The organism is Magnetovibrio blakemorei, assembly GCF_001746755.1.
Taxonomy (GTDB): Bacteria; Pseudomonadota; Alphaproteobacteria; order Rhodospirillales; family Magnetovibrionaceae; genus Magnetovibrio; species Magnetovibrio blakemorei.
In genome coordinates this window covers 163940-188744 of record NZ_MCGG01000008.1, presented here as the reverse complement: position 1 = coordinate 188744, position 24805 = coordinate 163940, and the positions used below count along the sequence as shown (strand labels likewise).

At 55.0% G+C, this 24805-nt stretch carries 26 protein-coding genes and 1 other RNA gene; 10 read left to right on the top strand and 17 right to left on the bottom strand.

Translation table 11 applies throughout. From position 1 onward, the window contains the following. Positions 1–8: 8 nt before the first annotated feature. From BEN30_RS02545 to BEN30_RS02535, 3 genes are read right to left on the bottom strand one after another with little or no spacing between them, the layout of a single operon-like run. The gene (locus BEN30_RS02545) at positions 9–944 is read right to left on the bottom strand and encodes a cytochrome c3 family protein (RefSeq protein ID WP_245648967.1); all 936 of its coding nucleotides are present in this window, start codon (positions 942–944) and stop codon (positions 9–11) included. After that, positions 935–1513 carry a hypothetical protein gene (locus BEN30_RS02540; protein ID WP_069956838.1) on the bottom strand — a complete coding sequence of 193 codons (579 nt, stop codon included), beginning with the start codon at positions 1511–1513 and terminating at the stop codon, positions 935–937. The genes BEN30_RS02545 and BEN30_RS02540 overlap by 10 nt, the downstream gene beginning before the upstream one ends. Before the next feature lie 8 nt (positions 1514–1521). After that, on the bottom strand, positions 1522–2814 hold the full coding sequence (locus tag BEN30_RS02535; RefSeq protein WP_069956750.1) for a 2Fe-2S iron-sulfur cluster-binding protein: 1293 nt from the start codon (positions 2812–2814) through the stop codon (positions 1522–1524). 439 nt (positions 2815–3253) lie between these two features. Here BEN30_RS02535 and BEN30_RS02530 point away from each other — a divergent pair, with 439 nt between their 5' ends. Continuing rightward, positions 3254–4012, top strand: a complete 759-nt coding sequence (locus BEN30_RS02530; RefSeq protein WP_069956749.1) for a tellurite resistance TerB family protein — start codon at positions 3254–3256, stop codon at positions 4010–4012. Positions 4013–4050: 38 nt separating this feature from the next. On the opposite strand, the gene BEN30_RS02525 is transcribed toward BEN30_RS02530, so the two are convergent. The 8 genes from BEN30_RS02525 to BEN30_RS17660 form a co-directional block, all read right to left on the bottom strand. Further along, a complete protein-coding gene (locus BEN30_RS02525; protein ID WP_069956748.1) occupies positions 4051–4983 on the bottom strand; it encodes a 2-hydroxyacid dehydrogenase in 933 nt (310 codons plus the stop codon). Next, the gene (locus BEN30_RS02520; protein ID WP_069956747.1) at positions 4980–6605 is read right to left on the bottom strand and encodes an ABC transporter ATP-binding protein; all 1626 of its coding nucleotides are present in this window, start codon (positions 6603–6605) and stop codon (positions 4980–4982) included. The genes BEN30_RS02525 and BEN30_RS02520 overlap by 4 nt, the downstream gene beginning before the upstream one ends. After that, on the bottom strand, positions 6602–7660 hold the full coding sequence (locus BEN30_RS02515; RefSeq protein WP_069956746.1) for an ABC transporter permease: 1059 nt from the start codon (positions 7658–7660) through the stop codon (positions 6602–6604). The genes BEN30_RS02520 and BEN30_RS02515 overlap by 4 nt, the downstream gene beginning before the upstream one ends. A gap of 2 nt (positions 7661–7662) precedes the next feature. After that, a complete protein-coding gene (locus tag BEN30_RS02510) occupies positions 7663–8787 on the bottom strand; it encodes a microcin C ABC transporter permease YejB (RefSeq protein WP_069956745.1) in 1125 nt (374 codons plus the stop codon). Between the two features lie 22 nt (positions 8788–8809). Next, on the bottom strand, positions 8810–10675 hold the full coding sequence (locus tag BEN30_RS02505) for an extracellular solute-binding protein (RefSeq protein WP_084004930.1): 1866 nt from the start codon (positions 10673–10675) through the stop codon (positions 8810–8812). Between the two features lie 118 nt (positions 10676–10793). Next, entirely contained in the window at positions 10794–12089 is a 1296-nt protein-coding gene (locus BEN30_RS02500) for a diguanylate cyclase domain-containing protein (RefSeq protein WP_069956744.1), read from the bottom strand. 44 nt (positions 12090–12133) lie between these two features. Continuing rightward, positions 12134–12907: a histidinol-phosphatase gene (gene hisN / locus BEN30_RS02495; protein WP_069956743.1), complete on the bottom strand. Its 774-nt coding sequence runs from the start codon at positions 12905–12907 to the stop codon at positions 12134–12136. Between the two features lie 7 nt (positions 12908–12914). Then, the gene (locus tag BEN30_RS17660) at positions 12915–13496 is read right to left on the bottom strand and encodes a c-type cytochrome (RefSeq protein WP_170826936.1); all 582 of its coding nucleotides are present in this window, start codon (positions 13494–13496) and stop codon (positions 12915–12917) included. 207 nt (positions 13497–13703) lie between these two features. Here BEN30_RS17660 and BEN30_RS02485 point away from each other — a divergent pair, with 207 nt between their 5' ends. The 6 genes from BEN30_RS02485 (at position 13704) to BEN30_RS02460 (ending at position 18504) form a co-directional block, all read left to right on the top strand. Further along, a complete protein-coding gene (locus tag BEN30_RS02485; RefSeq protein ID WP_139134804.1) occupies positions 13704–14459 on the top strand; it encodes a 3-deoxy-manno-octulosonate cytidylyltransferase in 756 nt (251 codons plus the stop codon). Beyond that, entirely contained in the window at positions 14456–15304 is an 849-nt protein-coding gene (locus tag BEN30_RS02480) for a prephenate dehydratase (protein ID WP_069956741.1), read from the top strand. The genes BEN30_RS02485 and BEN30_RS02480 overlap by 4 nt, the downstream gene beginning before the upstream one ends. A gap of 131 nt (positions 15305–15435) precedes the next feature. Then, positions 15436–15660: a conjugal transfer protein TraD gene (locus BEN30_RS02475; RefSeq protein WP_069956740.1), complete on the top strand. Its 225-nt coding sequence runs from the start codon at positions 15436–15438 to the stop codon at positions 15658–15660. Positions 15661–15849: 189 nt separating this feature from the next. Further along, positions 15850–16419, top strand: a complete 570-nt coding sequence (locus BEN30_RS02470) for a cupredoxin domain-containing protein (protein WP_069956739.1) — start codon at positions 15850–15852, stop codon at positions 16417–16419. A 115-nt stretch (positions 16420–16534) separates the two neighbouring features. Next, an RNA gene (gene ffs, locus BEN30_RS02465) (signal recognition particle sRNA small type) lies at positions 16535–16635 on the top strand. Between the two features lie 42 nt (positions 16636–16677). Next, positions 16678–18504: a DNA polymerase III subunit gamma/tau gene (locus BEN30_RS02460; RefSeq protein ID WP_069956738.1), complete on the top strand. Its 1827-nt coding sequence runs from the start codon at positions 16678–16680 to the stop codon at positions 18502–18504. Positions 18505–18529: 25 nt separating this feature from the next. On the opposite strand, the gene BEN30_RS02455 is transcribed toward BEN30_RS02460, so the two are convergent. Both BEN30_RS02455 and BEN30_RS02450 read right to left on the bottom strand, forming a co-directional pair. Continuing rightward, complete coding sequence (locus BEN30_RS02455; protein ID WP_069956737.1) at positions 18530–18814, bottom strand: hypothetical protein; 285 nt, start codon at positions 18812–18814, stop codon at positions 18530–18532. Between the two features lie 83 nt (positions 18815–18897). Then, complete coding sequence (locus tag BEN30_RS02450; protein WP_069956736.1) at positions 18898–19167, bottom strand: hypothetical protein; 270 nt, start codon at positions 19165–19167, stop codon at positions 18898–18900. A gap of 269 nt (positions 19168–19436) precedes the next feature. On the opposite strand from BEN30_RS02450, the gene BEN30_RS02445 reads away from it, so the two are divergent. Further along, entirely contained in the window at positions 19437–20942 is a 1506-nt protein-coding gene (locus BEN30_RS02445) for a sensor domain-containing diguanylate cyclase (RefSeq protein ID WP_170826935.1), read from the top strand. Between the two features lie 9 nt (positions 20943–20951). Here the strand turns inward: BEN30_RS02445 and BEN30_RS02440 are convergent, their stop codons facing one another. After that, complete coding sequence (locus tag BEN30_RS02440; RefSeq protein WP_069956734.1) at positions 20952–21791, bottom strand: 3'-5' exonuclease; 840 nt, start codon at positions 21789–21791, stop codon at positions 20952–20954. An 84-nt stretch (positions 21792–21875) separates the two neighbouring features. Here BEN30_RS02440 and BEN30_RS02435 point away from each other — a divergent pair, with 84 nt between their 5' ends. Continuing rightward, positions 21876–22199 (top strand): YbaB/EbfC family nucleoid-associated protein, encoded by a 324-nt coding sequence (locus BEN30_RS02435; protein ID WP_069956733.1) that lies wholly within the window; start codon positions 21876–21878, stop codon positions 22197–22199. A 19-nt stretch (positions 22200–22218) separates the two neighbouring features. Further along, a complete protein-coding gene (recR, locus tag BEN30_RS02430) occupies positions 22219–22842 on the top strand; it encodes a recombination mediator RecR (protein ID WP_069956732.1) in 624 nt (207 codons plus the stop codon). 46 nt (positions 22843–22888) lie between these two features. On the opposite strand, the gene BEN30_RS02425 is transcribed toward recR, so the two are convergent. From BEN30_RS02425 to BEN30_RS02415, 3 genes are all read right to left on the bottom strand, one after another. Then, positions 22889–23092 (bottom strand): hypothetical protein, encoded by a 204-nt coding sequence (locus BEN30_RS02425; protein WP_069956731.1) that lies wholly within the window; start codon positions 23090–23092, stop codon positions 22889–22891. 69 nt (positions 23093–23161) lie between these two features. Next, positions 23162–23629 (bottom strand): c-type cytochrome, encoded by a 468-nt coding sequence (locus BEN30_RS02420; protein WP_084004926.1) that lies wholly within the window; start codon positions 23627–23629, stop codon positions 23162–23164. A gap of 25 nt (positions 23630–23654) precedes the next feature. Then, on the bottom strand, positions 23655–24773 hold the full coding sequence (locus tag BEN30_RS02415; RefSeq protein WP_084004925.1) for a DNA recombination protein RmuC: 1119 nt from the start codon (positions 24771–24773) through the stop codon (positions 23655–23657). Between the last annotated feature and the right edge of the window lie 32 nt (positions 24774–24805).

Below are 24805 nucleotides of genomic sequence, written 5' to 3'. Positions count from 1 at the left end.
CGGTTTTGCTAGTCATCGTGCTCTTTCCGTAACTTTTTGTCGTTCTCTGTATTCGGCAAACCAAATTGATAGGGTACGCCCCTCCTTATGGATTGCCAGGCGCGTTTAGCGTCGTCTTCATCGGCGTTGCGGTGGCAGGCGACGCAATTCTCAAAATCACGGATACCCTCTTCCTCATGTTCCTCCCGAATTTTACTGGGGGAATGTTCATGGCATTCGTAGCATGTGTATTTTTTGTAGTCGCCGGTCGTGTGGCAGGCCTCGCACTTGACGTCGTGATCCCTGTCAAACACGAAGAATTTATTGTGATCGAAGGTCGCAGGTTTCCATTTTTCAGTGGTGTGACACTGGCCACATTGGCCAGAGACCTGACTGTGCAATTTGTCGCTTGGAACCTTGGCCTTGTGGCAGGAAATACATTGCGCAAGTTCGGCTTTATCCAACACTTTGTGATCGAAGGTTGCGGGTTTCCATTTATCGGTACCATGGCATTGCGAGCACGTTTCGGAGACATTGCGATGAAGCTGATCCGCTGGCATTTGATGGCAACTTACACACTTCTCGCGTATCGATGTTTCAACCAGTCCATGGGAAAATTTTTGAAAGCTGCGGAATTTGGCCACGCCCATGTGATCGCTGTGACACGCCACACAGTCTTGAAGCAACAGCTTTTGATGAAAGGGGACCGCAGTCTTCTTTTTCTCTAAAAGAATGCCCTTTGTGGTCATTACGCCGATGTCATCAACTTTGTGACACGCCACGCATTTTTCCGAAGACGCGCCTAAAAAAAGTGTGTGGCAGGCGAAGCAATCCGCTTCGGATGTGCGGTGGTCAAAAATCAACTTACCGGGACTGACCATCAGTTCGGCGTACTTGAACACCAGCACCGTGATCGCCACGAGGTTAAGGGCTAAAAAAATCTTGACGATCGGTCTCATTTCCACCCCCAAAACATAAAGACACTGATGATGTGACCAATGGCCAGCATTGCGAAAGCAAAGGAGATGGGAAAGTGCACGATACGCCACTTTTGCATGGTCTCAAAGGTTACGGAATCCCAAAACAATTCCTTCTCAGCCTCCGTCTTGGAGAGGCCGTGTATGGTGTACTTTTCATGCATTCCCGTCAGGTGACGTCGCGAGCGGTCCAAAAGGTAGCGCCCGACCATGCCGCTGACGACATTAATCATCATGGCAAGCAAGGCCAACCAGGGAAGGATGGCGTTGAAGTGGATACCCGCATGGATAAGAATCATCAGCGCGCCGAGCCACGTGAAAACCTCATGCAGGCTGAGCAAAAAGCGCGGGTTTCCCGATTGAATGATTTTGCGTTTACGCAGCGAATACAGGAGAGACAAAATGATCAAAAGGGTTCCGGGTATTCCCAGATAACGCCCAACCCAGACAAGATCAAATTGGTGAAGGACAAGATCGCCCAAGATCGTCATCGCAATCAGCACGATGAAATATCCAAGAAACGGAACCACTTTTACACGGAATAGGGATTTGTCCATGATCGCCCTCATGCTTGCAGGGTTAGATTACGTGTCGGGCGCGAAACACACATCAGGCAACACCCCAGGTCAGGATCAAAGTCGGGAGGTTGTGGGTATTCCACCTCGCCTTCGTCGATGCTCACTTGACACGAGCCACACCCGCCAGCGCGACAACCCGACGCAACCTCGATGCCATTGTCTTCAGCAAATTCCAGCAACGATGCGGAGCTGCCATCCCAAGTGACCGTCTTTCCCGACTTAGCGAAGGTGACGGAGACAGGAAGTGACGAAGTTATTTCGTGAGGGGACAGTGTGTCTTGAGGTTGCGATTTGATCAGGGATGCTGGACCAAAAGCTTCGTAGAAAACATTTTGTTTCGGTACGCCCCAGTCATAGAGCGCCGGAACCAGTGCCTCCATCATCGCACTGGGGCCACAGATGTAAAACTGATAGGGCTTTAAAGAAAGGGTTTGGCGCAACAGGGTTAGGTCCACATGGCCACGGTGGTGGTAGTCGACCCCTTCGACGTCGCCCGGTTGAGGAGAACTGTAGCATACGTGGAGGCGGAAATTGTCGTGGTCCCGAGCCAGGGCCGCAAGATGGTCCTTCATGACGTGTTCCGTGCTGTTGCGCACGCCGTAGAACAACCACATTTCCCGCTTGCTGCCAGTCGAAAGCGCGGCATTCAGCATGCTGATCATGGGGGTGATGCCAATGCCCCCACCAATCAACACGATGGGCCCGTTTCCCGGCTGTAAGAAGAAATGACCGCCAGGGGCGCGGACGGCTAGAACGTCGCCTTCCTGTACATGGTCATGTAGATGATTTGACGATAGACCAGGTGGTAGATCGGTGGACCCAGCAGGAGCGGGCACGCGTTTAACAGAAATCCGATAATGATCGTGACCCGGACTTTCCGATAAGGAATAACAGCGAACAATCGGCTTGCGCCCTTCGCCAGAGGGGTCGTCAATGTTGAGTTGGAAGGTGAGAAACTGGCCCGGCTGAAAATCGGCAAGCGGCTCGTCGTCTGTTGGCATTAAATAGAATGAGCAGACGTTTTTATTGCGGTCTTCAAAAATTTTCTTTGAAACCCGGAAGTTACGAAAGCCTTTCCAGTGGGCTTCCTGTGAGGGGGGATGGTCCAATTCGGGACGGCTTAAATCAGCCTCTCCGATTATATCGGTGTCGAACCCGACCATGCGATGGCGCATATCCTGATAGATGCCCCAATGACGCCGAAACGCCACCGCACCAAAGATGGCGACTTGAAGCACGAACGCAATTGTTATGTAGATCAGCAGCTCGACAACGGTCATTTGAAAACTTTCATCTGATCCCTATACCCACTTCTTTGAAGTATAGTCGCTGCTGGCTGAATAGGGCCTTAACGGCGTGTTCAAAGAAGGTTCATGAAGGTTCAGTCACAATGCCGGATAAGATCTCAATCCTAGCACGAAGAGGGTATCATGTATCTGCCATTTGTATTCATCCTGACGGCTCTTCCGTCAATTCTTGCCGCTTTAGCAGTCGCTTTGTTGGTTTGGGGAATTGTCAAAGTTAGTCAACTGATCTTCAGAAATCTGGCACACCACCAATAAGGTGCGATCCCTATGCTCAGCAGGCTGGAATTTTGCTCTCGTTAAACACAAAAACCGCGCTTGACAGCGCTTGACAGCGCTTGATAGAGAACCCAGTCGTTGCAAGCACAACATGATTCAAATCAACGCAATTGATTAACCAGGAGCCCCTTACACGATGGACATCACGCGACTGATAGACGGTTTTTTAGGCCCAGGCGTAGGTGCCAGCATTGGCCAAACTGTTGGCAGTGTTGCCACTCAGGCTTCAGAGACGGCAAGATCAGCAACCCAGAATATGCCTGGTGGCGTGATGGGAGGGGCTGCGGCTGGGGGGATCATGGCGCTTTTGCTCGGCACGAAAAAAGGCCGTAAAATAGGCGGGTCTGTTTTGATGTATGGTGGCTTGGCTGCGCTGGGCGGGCTGGCCTATAAGGCTTATACCGATTACAAATCGAACCAAGCGACGCCGCCATTTGGATCCGGGACGGAACCGCAAGGGCACCCCCCTCAACCCCAAACGATTTTCCAAGCGCCTGCCGACAGTGGTTTTGATCCGGCGATGATCCAAGATACGTCAGGACGGGATCTGCGCTTGAGCCTCGTTCAGGCGATGATCAGTGCGGCCAAAGCAGATGGTCATATTGATGCTGCTGAAAACAAAATTATCATGGGTCAGATCGACAGCCTGGGCTTGGCATCCGACGAAAAGGCATTTCTGTTCGACCAACTTCGGAGACCATCCGATCCCCTTTCCATCGCCAATTTAGCCCGCGACGAACGCCAGGCAACGGAACTGTATTTAGCCTCCTTGCTGGCCATCGATACCGACACGCCCGAAGAGCAGCGTTACATGGACCGCTTAGGCGATGCCTTAAGGCTTCCCGATGCGCTGCGCATCAAGCTGACTCATCAGGTTGCTGCAACAAAGGGATAAGGCTGAGGGGCAGAGGCGAGACGCCTAAAGTTTGCAGCCTAATAGCCTTGGGTGAAATCTACCAAGTTGTCGGGCGTTTTGCCGTCTTCTAAGTCCCTGAGTGCTTCGGCGATCACTTCACTGGCTGACATCGGTGTGGTGAGGCTGGCGACGTGCGGCGTGACGAAGACGTTGTCCATGCTCCAGTAGGGATGCTCTTGGGGCAGCGGTTCGGTGTTAAACACGTCCAGCGCGGCGGCGGATATGTGGCCGCTGGTGAGCGCGTCGATTAAATCTTCATCGACCACCAACGGTCCGCGTCCGGCGTTGATGAAAAATGCGCCTTGGGGCAGGTGGGACAGGGTATCCGTGTTGATCAGGCTGCGGGTGGCGTCGCTTAGGGGCAGCAGACACAGCAAAATTTCCGTGCGCTGTAAAAACGCTTCAAGCTGGTCTTGTCCGGCGTAACTGGTGACGCCGGGCAGTTCTTTGGCGGTGCGGCTCCACCCGGCCAGGTTTTCAAAGCCCAGCAGCAACAGGGCGTGGGCGACGTTTTGGCCCAACTCGCCCAAACCCAAGATACCCACCGCCCGGTTTTTGGTGTTGGCGTTGGCGTGCTGAGTCCACGCTTGCGCGCGCTGCTGGCGGGCATAGACGTGCATGTCGCGATGGAAATGCAAAACCCAGTGGACGCAATATTCGACCATGCCGGAACTCAACAGCGGATCGACCAAGCGCACCAGCGGCACATGGCGGGGCAGGGTTTGGTCTTGCAGCAACGCATCCACACCGGCGCCTAAATTGAAGATGCCTTTCAAGTTGGTAAAGCGCGTCAACAACCCTGGTTCGGGCTTCCACACCAAGGCGTAATCGATGCTGGCGGGGTCCAGGTCGTCTTGGCCCCACACCAACACGTCGGCCTCAGGCAAATGACGGCGCAAGGCTTGGAGCCAGGGTTTGGGGTTGTCCGCACTGATAAACACAACGTTCATGGTGTCAAGTCTCCATCGCCTTCGGCGTCAATGTTGAACGCGGCGCGCATCAGGGCTTGGGTATAGGGCTTTAAGGGGTTGTCGAAAATTTGCTCGGCGGGGCCATGTTCGACCACTTTGCCCCGTTGCATGACCATCACGTCATGGGCCAAGGCGCGCACGACTTTGAGATCGTGGCTGATGAACAGATAGGTCAAGGTGTGCTTTTTTTGTAAAGCACGCAGCAATTCGACGATCTGTGCCTGTACCGACACGTCGAGCGCGCTGGTGGGCTCGTCCAGCACGATCAGTTCGGGCTTCAGCACCAAGGCGCGGGCGATGGAAATGCGCTGGCGCTGCCCGCCGGAAAATTCGTGGGGGTAGCGATCCATCATTTGGGGGCTCAAGCCCACCTCGTTCAGCACGTCGCCGACCAAGGCTCGGCGTTCGTCTTCGGTAGACGCCAGACCGTGCACCGCCAACCCTTCACCGATGATTTGTTCCACCGACATGCGTGGGCTTAACGATCCAAACGGGTCTTGAAAGACGATCTGCATTTGCTTGCGCAAGGGGCGTACGGCTTTGGCGGAAAGACGGTCGATGGCTTGGTCCTTAAAGCGAATGGCGCCGCTGGAAAGCTCCAAGCGCACCAAGGCGCGGGCCAAAGTCGATTTGCCCGATCCGCTTTCGCCGACGATCCCCAACGTGTGGCCACGCTTGACCGCCAGATCAACACCGTCCACGGCTTTGACGTGGCCGATGGTGCGGCGGATGAAGCCCTTTTGAATGGGGAACCAAACTTTAAGATCATCGGCGGCCATGATTTCGGGCGCGTCCGCCTCTGCTGGGTCGGGTCGGCCCTTGGGTTCGGACGCCAACAGGCGCTGGGTGTAGGGGTGCTGCGGAGCGTTGAAAATCGTTTTTGTCTCGCCGTGCTCAACCAACACGCCGTTTTGCATCACATAGGCCCGATCCGCGATGCGGCGCACGATGCCCAAATCATGGGTGATGAACAAAATGCCCAAGCCCATCTTGGCTTGTAAATCGGCCAGCAGTTTTAACAGCTGCGCCTGGATGGTGACGTCCACCGCAGTGGTGGGTTCGTCGGCAATCAGCAAGTCGGGCTCATTGGCCAAGGCCATGGCGATCATGATGCGTTGTTGCTGGCCGCCAGAAAATTCATGGGGCAGGTTTTTCAGCCTGGGTATTTGCCCTTCCAAGCCCACCAGATGCATCAGTTCATCCACCCGTGCGGCCACTTGGGCGGGCGTTCTGGAATGATGGATGGTGATGGCTTCCGCGATTTGCTGGCCAATGGGATGCAGCGGATTGAGGCTGGTGAGCGGTTCTTGAAACACCATCGAAATGTCTTCGCCCCGCAACGCCCGCATGACGGGGCCGGGTGCGCCCATCAGCTCTTCGCCCTTAAACAAAACCGAGCCTGTGGGGTGATGCGCCAAGGGATAAGGCAGCAGTTGCATGATCGACAAGGCACTGACCGATTTACCCGATCCGCTTTCGCCGACCAAGGCCACGGTTTCGCCTTTGTCGATGTGAAACGACACGCCGCGCACGGCTTCAACGGCACTGGGGCCGGAGCCGAATGTGACCGACAAATTTTTAACGTGGAGAAGGTGGCTCATGCGCGAAACACCTTTCGCGGATCAAAGGCATCACGCACCGCTTCGCCGACAAATACCAGCAACGTCAACATAATGGAGATGATGAAAAAGGCCGTCAGTCCCAACCACGGCGCGTGCAAATTGGCTTTGCCTTGGTTGAGCAATTCCCCCAACGATGCTGAGCCCGGCGGCAGACCAAAGCCCAAAAAATCCAACGCGGTTAAAGTGGTGATGGATGCCGACGTGATGAACGGCAAAAACGTGATGGTCGCGACCATGGCGTTGGGCAGGATGTGGCGGCGCATGATGGTGGCGTTGGAAACGCCCAACGCGCGTGCGGCGCGGACATAATCGAAGTTGCGGGTTTTGAGAAACTCAGCCCGCACCACACCGACCAAGCCCATCCAACTGAACATCAACATGATGCCCAACAGCCACCAGAAATTCGGCTCGACAATGGACGCCATGATGATCAGCAAATAAAGCATCGGCAGACCCGACCAAATTTCCATGAAGCGCTGAAACAACAAATCCGTGAGACCACCGAAGTAGCCTTGCACAGCCCCCGCCGCAATGCCGATGGCGGAACTGACAATGGTCAAGATCAAGCCGAACAGCACCGAAATGCGAAAGCCGTAAATCAACCGTGCCGCCACGTCGCGGCCTTGGTCGTCGGTCCCTAAATAATTGTTCAAACTGGGCGGGCTGGGGGCGGGTTGGTCCAAGGCGTAGTTGACGGTGTCGTAGGAAAAATGAACGATCGGCCACAAGATCCAACCTTGTTCGCGAATCATGTCCTGGATGTCGGGATCGGAATATTCCGTCGGCGTTTCGAGAAAGCCGCCAAAGGTGGTTTCGGGGTAATCAAGCAAAATGGGGACATAATATTCATTATTATATTGCACCAAGATGGGGCGATCGTTGGCGATCAACTCGGCACCTAAGCTGGCGATGAACAAAGTCAAAAAAATCCACAGCGACCAATAGCCGCGTCGGTTGGCTTTGAAGTTGTCGATGCGGCGTCGGTTGATGGGCGAAATGCGCAGACCGCAAAAGGTTGGGGGAGGTTGATCCATGCTCACCGCTCCACCTTTTCAAAGTCGATGCGCGGATCGATGACGTGATACATCACGTCGCCGATGATGCCCATGATCAGACCCAGCAAAGTGAAAAAATACATGGATGCAAACATCACCGGATAATCGCGTTTGATGGCCGCTTCAAACCCCAACAGGCCCAATCCATCGAGCGAAAAAATCACTTCGATCAACAATGATCCGGTGAATAAAATGCTGATGAAGGCGCTGGGAAATCCGGCGATGACAATCAACATGGCGTTGCGAAAAACGTGGCGGTACATGATGCGGTTTTCGCTCAAGCCCTTGGCCCGTGCGGTCATCACGTATTGTTTGTTGATCTCTTCCAAAAATGAATTTTTCGTCAGCATGGCAAGGCTGGCAAAGCCGCCGATCACCAACGCGCCCACCGGCAACACCATGTGCCACAGGTAATCCGTGATTTGTTGAAAGGTCGAAAGCTCGGCCCAGTTTTCCGACGTCAATCCGCGCAAGGGAAACCAGTTGAGATAACGCCCACCGGCAAACACGATGACCAACAAGATGGCGAATAAAAAACTGGGAATGGCATTGCCGACGATGATCACGCTGGACGTCGCCACATCAAAACGCGATCCGTCCTTGACCGCCTTCATGATGCCCAGCGGTATGGAAATCAGATAGACCAATAGCGTGGTCCACAGACCCAGAGAAATCGACACGGGCATTTTGTCCAACACCAAATCGATCACCTTGCGGTCGCGAAAATAGCTCTCGCCAAAATCGAAGGTGACGTAGTTTTTCATCATCATCCAAAAGCGTTCATAGGCGGGCTTGTCAAAGCCGTACATCTTTTCGATGCTCTTGATGAATTCAGGGTCCAGGCCTTGGGCGCCTCGGTATTTGCTTTGGCTATTTTGCCCACTGCCTTGGCCAACCCCCTGGGAAGACGGCTTGGCGCCGCTGACTTCGCCCTGGTTCGATCCGCTGATGCGCGCCGTGGCCCCTACATCGATGCCTTGAATTTGCGCGATCATTTGTTCCACCGGGCCACCGGGGGCGGCCTGAATGACGACAAAGTTCACCACCATAATTCCGAACAATGTCGGAATGACCAGGCTTAAGCGGCGCAGGATATAGGCGAACATGAGGGTTTAATCGTTTCCTGATTTACTGACCACGAGAGGTGTTGAGTTTGGCGGCTTTCGCTTCATCGTACCACCACGTGCCAATCTGGGTACCCTTCATGGGCACTGTTTCGGGGCGGGTGAATTTGTTCCAATAGATCAGCCGATCATAAGGAATATGCCAATGGGGAATGACGTAGTATCCCCACTGCAACACCCGGTCCAGGGCATGCACACGCGTGACCAGGGATTCCCGGTCCGGCGCGGCAATGATTTTTTTCACCAAGTCATCCACCACCGGATCTTTGATGCCGGCATAGTTGCTGCTGCCCTCGGTATCGGCGGCGGCGGAACCCCAAAAACCCAACTGCTCATTGCCTGGCGACATGGACTGTCCCCAGCTGGACACCATCATGTCAAAATCAAAGCTGCGGATGCGTTCAATATATTGCGCGGTGTCGATGGTGCGCACACGGGCGTCGATGCCCAACCGTTCCAGGTTTTTGGTGAACGGTAAAACGATGCGTTCGAATGCGGGTTGGATCAAAATGATTTCAAACGAGAAAACTTCGCCGGTTTTTTCGTTCACCCGACGTTTGTCCTGGATCACCCAGCCCGCGTCCTTCAATAACAAATCGGCGGCTCTGAGATTGTCGCGAATGCGGCCATCGCCGTTGGTGGTGGGCGGGTGGTATTCTTTGGTGAAGACTTCGTCGGGGATGCTGCCCCGGTAAGGGTCCAATATCTTCAATTCGTCGGCACCGGGTAATCCGGTTGCTGCCAATTCGGAGTTGTCGAAATAGCTGCGGGTGCGAGTGTACTGCCCATAAAACAGATTTTTGTTGGACCATTCAAAATCCAAAGCATAGCCCAGTGCGCTGCGTACGCGGGGGTCTTTGAACATGTCGCGGCGGGTGTTGAACACAAAACCTTGCATGCCTTGGGGACGATGATGGCTGACGGTTTCTTTGATCAGCTGACCGTTTTTAACTTCGGGCATGTCATAGGATGTGGCCCAGATTTTGGATGTGTTTTCGTTGCGAAAATCAATCGCGCCCCCTTTAAAGGCTTCGACCAAAATGGAGGCGTCGCGAAAATATTCGTAACGCAGTTCGGCAAAGTTATTCTGCCCAACATTGACCGCCAAATCGCGACCCCAATAATCGGGGACACGATCATAGGTGATGGAGCGTCCCGTTTCAAATGTGCCGACCTTGTAAGGTCCCGATCCCAAGGGCGGCTCCAAGGTGGTTTTTTCGAAGTCGCGGGTGGCCCAGTAGTGTTTGGGTAAAATCGCCATCTGACCCAGAATCAACGGCAGTTCGCGGTTTTCGTTGCTCTTGAAAGTGAACTTGACGGAGAGCGGGTCCAGCGCCTCCACTTTGTCCACATCGGCGTAATAATAGCGAAAGCTGGGAGCGCCTTTGGCGATCAAGGTTTCGAATGTCCATTTGACGTCGTCCGCAGTGATCGGTTGGCCGTCGTGCCACTTGGCTTGGGGGCGCAGGTGAAAGGTGATCCATGAACGGTCTTCGGGCACTTCCAGGCTTTCGGCCAACAGGCCGTATTCGGTAAAGGCTTCATCGGCGGAAGGCGACAGTAAGCTGTCGTAAATGTTGCCGATGCCGTCCACAACTTCGCCCTTGGAAATAAATCCGTTGAAACTGTCAAAGCTGCCCTGGCTGCCCTGGCGGATGGTGCCGCCTATGGGGGCGTTGGGATTGACGTAGTCAAAGTGGGTGAAGTCCGGGCCGTACTTCGGTGCCCCGTGCATGGCGATGGCGTGCATACGCATGGGGGCGGAGGCGTGGACGGGCTTGGTGTCTTCGGCCAAGCTTTTGGGCGCTGTAAAAATCGGGCTTAAGAGCACGGCGGCTGTCAAAAGGGTGGCGGTCTTCAAGTTCAGCATGGAAGCTTCCGATAAAATGGTGCCAGTTTACGTACTTAAGTTTGCGGGCTCAGTTCGTGGGCTTAATCGGTTGAATGTGCCCGTTGATTGTGGCCGGATCAAGGAGTTGTTACGGATTTTAGGCGGACTTTGATTTGACTTCTCTGTAAAATTTGAAGTTATTGCGTCCGCTTTCTTTGACCGCATACATGGCTTGGTCTGCCGCATGGGCCAGTTCGTCCAGAGTTTTGCCGTCTTCGGGAAAAATGCTGATGCCAATTGAGGCCCCGACAGAAGCTAGTTTTCCATCGGCCACCGGGATGGGTTCGAGCAATCGAGAGATGACTTTTTGCGCCACCACGGCAGCGCTGTCGGCATGGTCCAAGTTTTCCAAGATGGCGACGAATTCGTCACCGCCAAAGCGCGCCACGGTGTCTGACAAGCGCACACAGGTCAGCATCCGTTCCGCCACCGCTTTCAGCACGGCATCACCCGCTTCGTGACCCAGTTCATCATTGATGGGTTTGAATTTGTCCAAATCGACAAACAATATGGCCAAAGGCTTGCCGGAGCGTTCGGCCCGGACAATCGCGCGTTCAACGCGTTCGATATACAGATTGCGGTTGGGCAGTTGGGTCAGGGCATCGTGGTGCGCCATGTGCTTGATTTTGTCTTGGGCTTTTTTGCGCTCAGTGATGTCGCGGATAACGCCGGTAAACAGCCGCTGATTGCCTTCCTTCATTTCGGTGACCGTCAGTTCAATGGGGAAAACCGCGCCGTTGGCGTGCTGGCCTTCGAGTTCTCGCGAATTTTCAAGGCTGAGAGCATTGCCTTGGGTGACATAGGCGTGAAGGTGGTGGTCATGGTGATCGGCGTAGTGGCTGGGCATCAGCATCTTGACATTTTGCCCCAAGACTTGGTTTTTGGGGTAGCCAAACATGCGTTCTCCGGCCGCGTTGATGGATTGTACATTGCCTTTTTGATCAATGGTGATGATGGCGTCGCGCACCGTACCCAGCACATTGGCGAGCCGTTGCTCACGTCTGCGGGCATCTTCGGAGGCGCGGATGTAATTGGAGATGTCGCGACATTCCACCATGTAAGACGGCACGCCCTGGTCATCGGGGATTTGCGTCAGTTCGCGCACCAGCATCAACACGTCGATGGGCATGGCGTTTATGGGGCGTAGCTTCAGCGGTACGCCGGTTTCTTCTTCGGCAAAGGCATCGATGCCGAGTGCAATCAAGTCAGCATAGTCGGCGTGTATGAATTCGGCCAGTTCATGGCCCAAGACGGCGTCTGGAGTGTCTGCCCCCAACATAGAGACTCCGGCGGGATTGATGTCAATGAGGCGTCCTTCTTTGAGCACGCCCACCATATTGGATATGGCGCGCAACAGTTCCGAATTGCAGGTGGGGGGAAGTGAATTCGTCACGTCTTTTCTTTATCAGGTTTTCTTAATCTGGGGGGTGGAGAGGACTACCTTTTGAGCTGTTTAAGCGCGACTTGATGCTGACTTTTGTCACCAGCCGCAAGCACGCGCCCTTCACTTTGTAACGTTAACGGCGCACCGTGCCAATCTGTGATGATGCCGCCCGCTCCTTCGATAACCGGCACCAAAGCGGCAAAGTCGTAGGTTCCCAGGCTGGCTTCGCAAACCAAATCCACATGACCGGACGCCAGAAGACCGTAGGCATAACAATCGCCGCCGTACACCGTGCGCCAGACGCTGGCCGACAGTCGTTCGAATGCGGCCTTGTTTTCACCCACGAACATGGCTGGCGTGGTGGCGTAAAGCCAGGCTTGGTCCAAGGCTTTGAGGCGGCGCGTGGTGACCGCTTGGCCATTGTGCAAAGTCGCTTGACCTTTGACGCCGATCCACCGTTCATCGACCCCCGGCGCGTCGATCAGGCCGACAATGGGCACACCGTTTTGACACAGCGCGATCAGCGTGCCGAACAACGGCTTGCCAGTGACAAACGAATTGGTGCCGTCGATGGGGTCCAGCACCCAGACGTATTCGGCGTCGATGTTTTCGCTGCCATATTCTTCGCCCAAGATGCCGTGGCTGGGAAAGCGTTCATTGATCAGCGTGCGCATGACCCGTTCCGCGGTGCGGTCGGCTTCGGTCACCGGCGAGGCATCTGACTTGGCATCAATGGCGATGCCGGTGCGAAAGCGGCTTAAAATTTCAGGGCGCGCGGCATCGGCCAGACGGACGGCCAAGTCCTTAAAGTCAGAAAATTCAGTCATGGAAGGGTCAATCCGTTTGGGTCTTTAAATAAGCGATGATATCGGCACGGTCTTCAGCGTTTTTAAGCCCGGCAAAGGTCATTTTGGTGTCGGGAATAAAACTGCGCGGACCGGCAATGAAGGAACTGATGTCCGCTTCGTTCCAGGTTCCTCCGCGCATTTTCAGGGTATTTGAATAATTGAAGGTCTTGGAACTGGCCCGCTCGCGGCCCACAATTGACCATAAATTGGGGCCCGTGCGGTCTTTGTCGCCCTTGGCGATGGTGTGGCAGACCATGCATTTTTTACGAAATAGGCTGTGGCCTTTGTCAGCATCGCCCTCTAAGGCCGAGGCTTGGGGGGCCGGAGCCTCTACGGCGGCGGGTTCCGGTTCCGCAGGGCTTTCGGGCACAACAGCAGTCTGGGCTTCTGCATCGGGTTGGGCTTCAGCAGCAGGCTGAGCTTCAGCTTCGGGTTCCGGGGCTGAAGCTTCCATCGTTCGCTCTTCATTTTGAGTCTGCGTCGTCGTAAAGGCGAAGTCCCCCACAAAATTGATGACCGCCAATGCGGCGATGGTGAAGAGGATGGCAGCAATCAGGTCTCTGAACATGAAAAAATGTGTCCTTGAACGTGAGGAAAGGCGTTTATGACTGTACACGCAAGTGTGCTTGCATCGCAATGGTAAGACAATGCATGACAAGGATAGCCTTGGCGTCTTATAAGGCCTTAAAAGCGGGGCCTTGAATGGGGCCGACGGATATGGTCTCGTGTGGGGGCGCGACATAGACCCGTTTGAAAAGTATAGATTTGCAGGTGCATTTTGATGTTGAATCCCATCGTGATCATTCCCGCGCGGATGGCGTCTACGCGACTACCGGGCAAGCCCTTGGCCGATATCGGCGGGCTGGCGATGATTGTGCACGTGTTGCGGCGCGCCGAAGAAGCCGCCATCGGTCCGGTCGTCGTGGCCTGTGCGGAACTGGAAATCAAAGCTGCGATCGAAGCGGCGGGCGGACGCGCGGTGCTGACCGACCCAAATCACCCGTCGGGATCGGATCGGATTTTTGAGGCCCTGCAAAGCGTCGATCCAAAGGGCGATCATGACGCCATCGTCAATCTGCAAGGCGATTTGCCGGTGTTGGACCCCTTGGTGGTGCAGGCCTGCGTCCGCCCGCTCATGGATCCGGCCGTTGACATCGCCACCTTGGTGGCCGAAATCGAAGACGATGCAGAACGCACCAACCCCAACGTGGTGAAGGCTGTGGTGGGTTTTAAAGAAGGCCAGGATATGGGCCGGGCGTTGTATTTTTCGCGCTCTCAGGTGCCTTATGGCGACGGTCCGCTGTATCATCACATCGGCATCTACGCCTATCGCCGCGCAGCCCTGGAACGCTTTGTCAGCTTGGCCCCGGGCATTTTGGAAATGCGCGAGAAGCTAGAGCAGCTGCGCGCCCTTGAAAACGGAATGCGTATTGATGCGGTGCGTGTAGACACCGTCCCGTTCGGCGTGGATACACCCGAAGATTTAGAGCGCGCCAGAATCATTTTGAAGGCGAAAGAGAGCAAGCTATGAGCAGTGAAAACATCATCGCCTTTCAAGGAGAACCGGGGGCCAATTCGGACATGGCGTGCCGCGCCGTGTATCCAAATATGGAGACCCTGGCGTGCTACACGTTTGAAGACGCCTTTGCGGCTGTGCGGGGGGGCAAAGCGCGTTTGGCGATGATCCCCATCGACAATTCGGTCGCAGGACGGGTGGCGGACATTCACCACCTTTTACCCAATTCCGGCCTGCATATCATTGGCGAGCACTTTCAACGCATCGATCACCATCTGTTGGCCGTCAAAGGCTCGAAGGTCGAAGACTTGACCCATGTGCACAGCCACGTGCATGCGCTCAACCAATGTCGCACGGTGATTAAGGAACTGGGCCTGAAGCCGGTGGTTCATGCCGACACGGCGGGCGCGGCGCATATGATTCGCGATTTGGGCGACCCCAGCCAAGGGGCCATCGCGTCCAAGCTGGCGGGTGAAATTTATGGCCTGGAAGACCTGCGCGCCAACATTGAAGATGCCGAACACAACACCACGCGTTTTCTCATCATGGCCAACGACGCGGTGATGCCGCCTCTCGGCGAAGGCAAAGTCGTGACCAGCTTTGTGTTTCGGGTGCAAAGCATTCCGGCGGCCTTGTACAAAGCGCTTGGCGGTTTTGCCACCAATGGGGTGAACATGACCAAGCTGGAAAGCTATATCATCGACGGCAGCTTCCAGGCCGCGCAGTTTTACGCCGAGGTCGAAGGTCATCCCGACGAGCGGGCCATGCAACTGGCTTTCAAAGAACTGCATTTTTTCACCCATGAAGTGAAAATTATGGGCACCTATCCTGCAGCCGTGGCGCGCGATGAGATTGGCTAAGGGGCGTTAATTTAGGCCCCGCCCCCAGCTTTCTTCTTGCATTCGGGCAGAGGATGGCTCTATTTCAGGGGAGGCGTTGCGGTCGTAAAGACGACCCGAGCATAAATTTTTTCGAATGGGAAATTGTCGGCATGCTTAAGCGTGAACAAGACAAATTGGCGTTTCAAAACATGGATCCGTCTCAAGATCCGTTGAAATTGCTGCGGATGACGGGTTTTAACACCCTTGATGACGCAACGTTGCTGGGCGCGTTGTTGGATCTGAAGGCTCACCTGCGCAAAGAAGGTGTGATGGAAGACCTGCATAACAAAGGCCGCGAAGCGTTAAGGGTTTTGGCCGAACGCAAAATGAAGTGAGCGTTGCGTTTGTGTGGGACGGACAGGCCTTAAGACACGGTTGATAAATTGTATGGCTTGCGCCTTTTCCGGCTTGGACGAACGGCGTGTGCCTGTTAGTGTAATGACGAATCTATGATGATCCTTGATTTTCCTTGATTCTGGCCCCGTATGGGGTGTGGGCGTTTGGTTAGGTTGTTTGAAATATCTATGAATTTGCCGTTTTTGAGCCTGAGTGCTGTGCGCCGTCTGACCTCCGGAATCCCTGGGATTCCGGGCACGGGTGCGGTTGCCTTGCTGGCAGGGCTGGCGGTTTCTGGGTGCTCCACATTCTCAGCCAGCCAATCCACGGCGTTTTTGGAAGACTGTTTGAGCGACAGCGCGGACATCATCGAAAAAGTCGATTGGGACACCGTCCAACCTAACCGGGTGCGGATTGTCGACAACAATTACCGCCCGATGGTGATGTCTTTTGAACAAGGGCGTCCTTATACCCTGGTCATCACCAACGCCGATCCGTCTTCCCACAGCCTTTGGGCGCCAAGCTTTATGAAACAAGGCATCGCACTCAAAAGTGTGCAAATTGGCGACAATGCTCCGGCTATGGGGTGCGTGAACGGCGTGCGCATTGCGCCCCGCAGCACCGTCACCTTGCGTTTTGTTCCGGTTTGGGAAGGCCGATACGAAATGTTTGACAGCGGATTTGCGCTGATTCCCGGTCAGTTGACCGCCGGGGTCTTCCATATTGTCGAGCCGCGCGTCGGTTTGGCCGCGAAATAATTTTCCCTCATTCTTTCAATGCATTGATATTTAGTCATTTTTCGCCATTTTTTATGGGGGAAAATAAACTTTGCGATGGGCTTTGCAGGGGCCGGGTCGCCTTGATATACTCCGCCCGGGAGATCGGCGCGGACGAAGTTCTCGCCAACCCGGTCAGGTCCGGAAGGAAGCAGCCGTAACGAGTTTCGCTACGGGTCGCTGCCGGTCTCCCACCTCTTTTTTTGGGTAAGCGCACATCAGGGGCTGGGCTGTTTCGATATGTCAAACGTAACGAAGACAGATGCCCCGGTTGAAGAATACCGGGTCCTTGCGCGCAAATACCGCCCCACCGACTTTCACACCCTGATCGGTCAAAACGCCCTGGTGCGCACCTTGACCAATGCCATTCAATCGGGTCGACTCGCACATGCCTTTATGTTGACCGGGGTGCGGGGCGTGGGCAAGACCACCACCGCGCGGATCATTGCGCGCGCGCTCAACTGCATCGGTGCGGATGGTCAAGGCGGCGAAACCGCTGAGCCGTGCGGGGTGTGCCAAAACTGCACGGCCATTGCCGAAGACAGGCACGTCGATGTGATGGAAATGGACGCCGCGTCCAGAACCGGCGTCGATGATATCCGCGAAATCATCGAAGGGGTGCGCTACAAACCGGTTTCAGCACGCTACAAAGTCTACATCATCGATGAAGTGCACATGCTGTCGAAGAACGCCTTCAACGCCCTGTTGAAGACGCTGGAAGAGCCGCCCGAGCACGTTAAATTCATCTTCGCCACCACCGAAATTCGTAAGGTCCCGGTGACGGTGCTGTCGCGTTGTCAGCGGTTTGATCTGCGTCGCATCGATATGGACACCTTGTCCGCACACTTCAAAGGCATCGTCGAAAAAGAAGGGGCCAGCGTTTCTGAGGGCGCACTGTCGCTGATTTCACGCGCCGCCGACGGCTCGGTACGTGACGGTTTGTCGTTGCTGGACCAAGCCATCGCCCACACGCAAGGCGAAGTGGGTGAAGACGCCGTGCGCGATATGTTGGGCTTGGCGGACCGGGCGCGCACCTTTGATTTGCTGGACGCCGTGATGAAGGGCGATGTCGAAGTGGCGTTGGGCATTTTGGCGTCCCAATACGACAGCGGCGCCGACCCCGCCCAGGTGCTGGAAGACATGCTGGAATTGGTGCATTGGTTGACCCGCATTAAGGTCACCCCCAGCGCGGCGGAAGCCCCCGGGGTCGCCGAAATGGAACGCACCCGCGGCACGGAGATGGCCGGTGGCTTAAGCATGGCGGCGTTGACCCGGGCCTGGCAAATGCTGTTGAAAGGGTTGAGCGAAGTGCGCTCCGCCCCCAGCGCCTTGCAGGCGGCGGAAATGATTTTGGTGCGCTTGATGTTTGGCCTGGAGCTTCCCAGCCCTGCCGATGCCTTAAAACAATTGCAAGACGCGCCCCCCCCGGTAAATGCGCCTGGGTTTGGTGCGGCGCCTCAGGGTGGCGGTGGTGGAACATCCCGTGGCGGCACGATGAGCGGATCCGCCGTGGGCACCACGAGCGGTGCGCCAACGGTGACTCACAGCCCAACCTCAATGCTTTCTGGGCATTCCGGGCGTTCTGGAGGTGCACAAACGCAAGCCGAACCGCAAGTTTTGAGCGTTTCAGAACTGCAACTGCCCGATCCACAAACCTTTGAGCATGTGGTCGAGTTGGCAGAATCCTTAGGCGAAATGATTTTGCACGCCAACTTGATTTCCAATGTGCACCTGGTGAGTTTCCGCCCCGGTAAAATGGAATATCACCCAGGCGACCACGCCCCCGGCGATTTGGCGCAGCGGTTGTCAAAAATGCTCAACGACCACACCGGACGGCGCTGGGTGGTGACGGTGTCCAACGCCCCCGGCCAGCCGACCTTGCAGCAACAAGAACAAGCTGAAATCGCTGCTGAAAAGGTAAATGCGGCGCGCGATCCCTTGGTGCAAAAAGTCTTGGAGGCCTTTCCCGGTGCCCAAATCGCCTCAGTCAAAGACATTTCTGCGGTGCTGGAACCGCTGACCGATGTGATCGACTTAATCGAAGAGGAAGAGCAGAGCGACGTTTAGAACGCTCTGCGTGCTTTCGGACGCTTCACAGGATTTTGGTGATGTGGGCCAAGGCCGCGTCATGGCCCCGGGCATAAGCGGTGACTTCGGTGCCGGGGCGAAATTTTCCGTGAAAAACCGCCCGCCAATGGCCGTCTTCGTCCGAAACCGTGGGCAAATTTGCCGACATCACGCCGTTTTCGGGGATTTCGAAGTAGACGTTGACGTTTTCAGAGCCGCCTTCGGTCACCCCCAACACGGTAAACCCTTCATAAATGGCGTCTTCGTTTTGCGGCAACGTAATGATGTATTCGATGCTGATATGAGACATAACGGCCTCCCAATCGCTTTAAAGTCTTGTGTTTGTTAAAGACGCGGGGGAGGCCGTTTTGTGTCGCAAACTTAAATTGGGCCTTAAAACGAGAAGGTGTGGCTGACCTCAACATCATTGCAGATGATGGTGATGGTTTGTTCTTCACCGTCATACATTTGTGTGTCGGATGCCGTCCAAGTTTGAGTGCCCGGCGTGTTGGTCATATCCGTGCCCAAGCTTTGGGCCGGGAAAAACACCTGCGGTGTGCTGTTGTTGCCAGTGGCGTCGATGGTGCAGTTGACCGTCACGCAGATATTTGCGGGTGGTTTGGTGCCATCTGTGGTGATGGTGATGTCGCTGATGGTGGTCATGAAATCCTCCGAGATCGCGTGTTTGAACGATCCTCTCCCCGGCGGATAGGTTTAACGTCACCACAACCTTTGATTTATGTCAAATAATTATTCACGCAATGCGATGGGTGTAGGTGTGCGGGTGAAAGAACCGGGCGGCAAGACGGGAGAGGTCCTGGTTCGCGTTCATTTGATTTATCTGATGTATCTAGATGGAATGATTACGTTTTGTCTTCGTCTGACAATCGTGTTTAATGACTTGCGTCCAACAAAACGTCGGAGAAGCACTTGTGACGGGTTACAGCACTCAATTGATCACCAAGCTTCGGTTCTCTTTGCTGGGCCTTATGCTCTTTATTTTTGTTGGGGTGACGACCGGGACGGTGATGGTGATTACCGATGACCGTAAGCAAGAAATTGTTAACGCGGCAAAGACCATGCAATCGTTGGCTATGGTGCTCAGCAAAGAAGCGGATTCCACGTTGGCATTGGCTGACACGGTTTTGTCAAACCTTATTAAGGATCTTGATCTGCATCGTCTTGACGCCTTTTCCGATGCCCAACACATTCACAAAGTCCTCGAGCACCAACATCAGATTATGCAGGGGGGTGGCGAAGTGCCGAGCTTCGCTCATCTGTTTATTCTTGGCCCGGACGGCTCAGTCGTTGCGAACAGCGTGACGTATCCGACCCCAAAGCTTAACGCCGCAGAGCGTGATTTTTTTGTCTATCATCGCGATCATCCAAGTTATGAGCTGCACATCAGTCAGCCCGATTATTCAAAAATAACCCAAGAACGGGTTATTTTTCTCACCAAAAGGCTTGAAGATCCGTCAGGGACGTTCCTGGGCATCATCGGCATACATTTGAAGCTCCGTCACTTCGACCACATCTACGGTTCTCTGGAGCTTCCGCCCGGTGGAACGGTCACGATTATCCGCTCGGACGGTTGGGGGGTCTATCGTTATCCGATGGCGGAATCATTCTTCAAAAAGTCCATTCAAGATCATGCGGGCTTTCGGAAAATGATGGGCCAAAGGGCAGGGTATTTGAAAACCACCAAAAGCCCATACGATTCCACCTTGCGCGTTGCCGGATTTTACGCGAGCGATAAATATCCCTTGCTCAGCATTGTCACCGTAACCCACGATTCCATTTTGATCAATTGGCTGCAAAGCGCGATACAAATCAGCATTATGGTCGGTGTGGGCGTGCTCTTTATCATCGCTCTGGCGTTTTTTTCTTATCGTCAACTCGGGCATTTGAATTATGCCCTAGAGTTATCATCCCATGATTCGCTCACAAAGTTGAGGAACAGACGCGCTTTTGATGACCGCATTGGTGAGGAATGGCGCCGCGCCATCCGCGGGGCATATCCGGTGTCTCTGCTTTTTGTCGATGTGGATTTCTTTAAGCTATACAACGATGAATATGGTCATCGCACGGGTGATAAGTGCTTGATAAAGATTGCCCAAGCGATGGAAAAGGACTTTGTGCGCGCGGGAGAATTTGTCGCCCGGTACGGCGGAGAAGAGTTTGTAGTTTTGCTGCCCAACACCGACTTGAGCGGGGCTGAAAAGTCCGCAATGCATTTGCTGAAGGCGGTCCAGGGCTTACAGATTGAGCACAAACAATCGAGCGTGAGCGCATACGTGACCGTCAGCATCGGCATCGCCTCGTTGGTCCCGGTGCAGAATATGAATAAAGACGACTTGGTCGAGATGGCCGATAGCGCGCTGTATGCCGCCAAACACGCCGGACGCAATCAATGTGCTGTTTACACGGACACGGACTAGGGTCAGGACCTAATCAAGCAAGAACCGATTGCCCGCCGCTTCGCCCCACGCTTCGAGAAATGCGCCTAAATGCGGACGGGCTTCGCGTTCGGCTTCGATCAAGGCGATAACATCGGCGACGGCACGGTTGTAGCCGTCTTTGCTGACGCGGCCCCGGGTCAGTTGATAGCGCAGATAGACCAAGTAGGTGTTGAGCACGTCGGTTTCACAGTAATCGCGGATTTCCGGGACTCGACCTTCGTCATACATAGGCGCCACTTGCGAGCCATCGACGCCGAATTTGCCGGGAAAGCCCAGCACCGCGCAAATTTCATTGAGTTTTAAACCGCGACTGGCCGCGCCGAAATCAGTGAGGGCTTCTTGCAAGTCACAATGCCAATCCAGGGCGTAGCGCGATGTGTAATTTTCCCATTTGTTCGACGTGTCGTGATAGCCGCCCGCCGTCACCCCGCACACCATGGCGCGGTGGCGCAGCACCGGCAAATCAAAGCCGCGCCCGTTGTAGCTGACCAGACGGGGGTGTTTGCGGTCGATAAATTGATAAAATCCGCCGACCAAGTCACATTCGGGACTATCAGCGGTGCCGCCGGAGCGCAATTCTTTGAGAAAATAGCTCTCATGACGGCCATCGACTTCGATTTCGGCGGACAAAAAGCTCACCGCCACGACCTTGTGAAAAGGCTGGCGGGGAAAGGCGTTTTTGCCGTCCGTGATGTCCAAGTGGTAAGCTTCCAGGGCGGCGCGGCGCTCAGCCCGGTCCGGACCAATGTCGCCGCCGACCAGATTGGGCACGGCGTCGGTGTCGGGCACGGTTTCGATATCGAAGACAAACAAGCTTTGGTGTTGCATGCGTGAATGCTATACACGGACGCAAGACTGTACCAGTGTCAATGTACACATTTTCACCACCCCCCTGTGGATAACGGAGTCCCTATGAAGAACCTCGGCCAGATGATGAAACAAGCGCAGCAAATGCAGACCCGCATGAGCGAAATGCAAGAAGAAATGGAAGCCCATGAAGTCGAGGGCGTGTCCGGTGGCGGCTTGGTGGTCGTGCGCGTGAACGGAAAATTCGATGTACGGGGCGTGAGCATTGATCCGGCCCTGATCGACCCGTCCGATCCGGAAATGTTGGAAGACCTGGTAGCCGCGGCGATCAACGATGCCAAACAGAAAATCGATGTTTTTAAGCAAGAAAAAGTCGCTGAAATGACCGGTGGGTTGCCGTTGCCGCCGGGCTTTAAATTGCCGTTCTGAGGATCGGAGAGACGCCGTTATGGAAGTTGGACGCGAATTCACACGAGAAGTGGGATTGGGTGGTATTGAGGCTCTGATCCAGTTGCTGGCCAAAGTGCCGGGGCTCGGCCCGCGTTCGGCGCGTCGTGCGGCCCTGCACATGCTCAAACGCCGCGAATCATTAATGGAACCGTTGGCGCGCGCCCTGCGTGAAGCTGCTGATAACGTCAAAACGTGTTCCGTGTGCAACAACATCGACACGGTTGACCCCTGTACCATCTGCGCTGGCACTAAACGTGACCGCAGCCAAATTTGCGTGGTCGAAGATATCGGTGATTTGTGGGCCATGGAGCGGGTGGTGGGGTTTCGCGGTCTGTACCATGTGCTGGGCGGCACCCTGTCGGCTTTGGACGGCATTGGACCGGAAGATCTGAATGTGGGCGGTTTGGTCGAACGCGCGGCGAGCGAAGAGGTCAAAGAGGTGATCTTGGCCACCAACGCCACCGTCGATGGTCAGACCACGGCGCATTACATCGCCGATCGCTTGAAGGATGCTAACGTCATTATTTCCGGGTTGGCCCATGGCGTTCCCGTGGGCGGGGAATTGGACTACCTGGATGAAGGTACGCTAAGCGCGGCGCTGAAGGCGCGAAAGCCGGTTTAGGTTTTCGTTTCTAGCCGTGTCATGTGGATAAATTAATGCGCACTTTTTAGATGTGGATGTTGCCGTTCTTCTTCATGATGGCGAAACAAAGCTTTGTGTGTGCCTTAAAAAATGATACAACTATGGGTGAGCAGATAAGGCGCAAGCCGATTTGCTTGTTCCCTTCAACTTCACCCCATTCCGGGGGGGATGGGTCGAAGTTGAAATGAATGCCATCTTTTATATAGCCCCAAAGGATGGCGTTCAGCACTAAGACCGCACCGCCTCATGCCCGGGGACGGTGCGGTTGCTTTTTGGAACCTCATTTTAAGGCGCTGTCTTAATCGATGCCGCTGGCGTTTTGCACGGCGCGGACAAATTCGGTGACCTCATCGATTTGCTGTTCGGTGAGCGTGTCAATGGCGGGCATCGGGCCAAAACGCCAATTCTTTTCCCGCTTGCCATCGCGAATCGACTTCTTAAAGACGAAGTCGGGAAATTGATTATCCCGGTACATGGGATGGATCAAGGGCTGGCCCTTGCGCGAACCACCGGCACCGTCGACGCCGTGGCATTCCTGGCAGGCGGTGGCGAAAATGGCGCGCCCACGCTGGGCCGAAGCGCTTAAGGGCGGAATGGTGACCGACGCTTTGATGGAAATCTTTTCTTGGTCCCACATGGCATATGTGGTCAGCGACACCAAGGACAGCGCCACCAGGGCCATCCACTTGATGGGTGACTTGTGGCGCGGTGCATCGGGGTGCAGGCCCTGAGAATCCATAGGGTTCTCAATTTGATCGGTGCTCATGGAACGGGGTCCTTGTGGGTGCGGCTTAAGGTTCGATAAGCCCGGCTTGAGGCGGTGTCGTCACGGGGTGCGTTGTGGGGGGAAGATCGGTTGCGGGATTGGCATCTTCAAGCTGAATATCTTCGATGCGCTCAGCCCGGCGCATAACCTTGGCCGACGACGTTTGAATTTCACCGATGTCCTTTTGCGCTTGGCTGAAATGGGTTTGCAGGTTGCCGACCCGTTTGTCGAGGCGGGAAACGTCTTCCAACAGCTTCAAGACTTCGCCTTGAATAACCCCCGCCTGCTCACGCATGTGGGCGTCTTTCAAGACCGCGCGCACGGTGTTCAGCGTCGCCATCAAGGTGGTGGGCGACACAATCCACACCCGCGCCCGGTATGATTTTTCCACCACCTCGGGCAACGACGCATGCAATTCGGCATACACCGCTTCGCTGGGCAAAAACATCAAAGCGCTTTCCGCGGTTTCGCCTGCGACGATGTATTTCTCGGCAATGGCGCGCACATGGTTCAGCACATCGGTGCCAAAGCCCCGCAGCGCCACCTTGCGCATGTCGTCGTTTTCGGCGTTGCGCAGCGCCAGATAGCTTTCCAGTGGAAACTTGGAATCGATGACGATGGACCCGGGTGGGTTGGGCAATTTCAACAAGCAATCGGCGCGTTTGCCGTTGCTGAGCGTCGCCTGGAACGTGTACGCCGACGGTGGAAGCGCGTCCTTGACCAAATCGATAAGCTGAATTTCGCCGAATGCGCCGCGCGCTTGTTTGTTCGACAAGATGTCTTGCAGACCGACCATCTGGTCGGTCAAGTTCGACAGGTTTTGCTGCGCCGCATCGATCACGGCCAAGCGTTCGTGGACCTGTTTGATGACGTCGCCGGTGCGCTGGCCGTGTTCGGTCAAGCCGTCGCCCAAGCGTTTGGAGACCGCGTCCAGGCGTTCTTGCAAGGTGCGCGTCATCAAGTCCTGGCTTTGCGCCATCACCTGCATGCGGGCCGCCAAATCGGCTTGGCTGGTGGCCAATTGCGCCACCAGGGCGTCGTGGCTCGACGTGTCTTTGGGGCGCAACGCCAGCCACACGACTGCGGCAACGCCCAGCGTGACAATTGCAATGAGAACCAAAATGACAAGGGTCAGCGAATCCATGCGCCAAACAGTGCCTTAACGCCGCCCAAAAC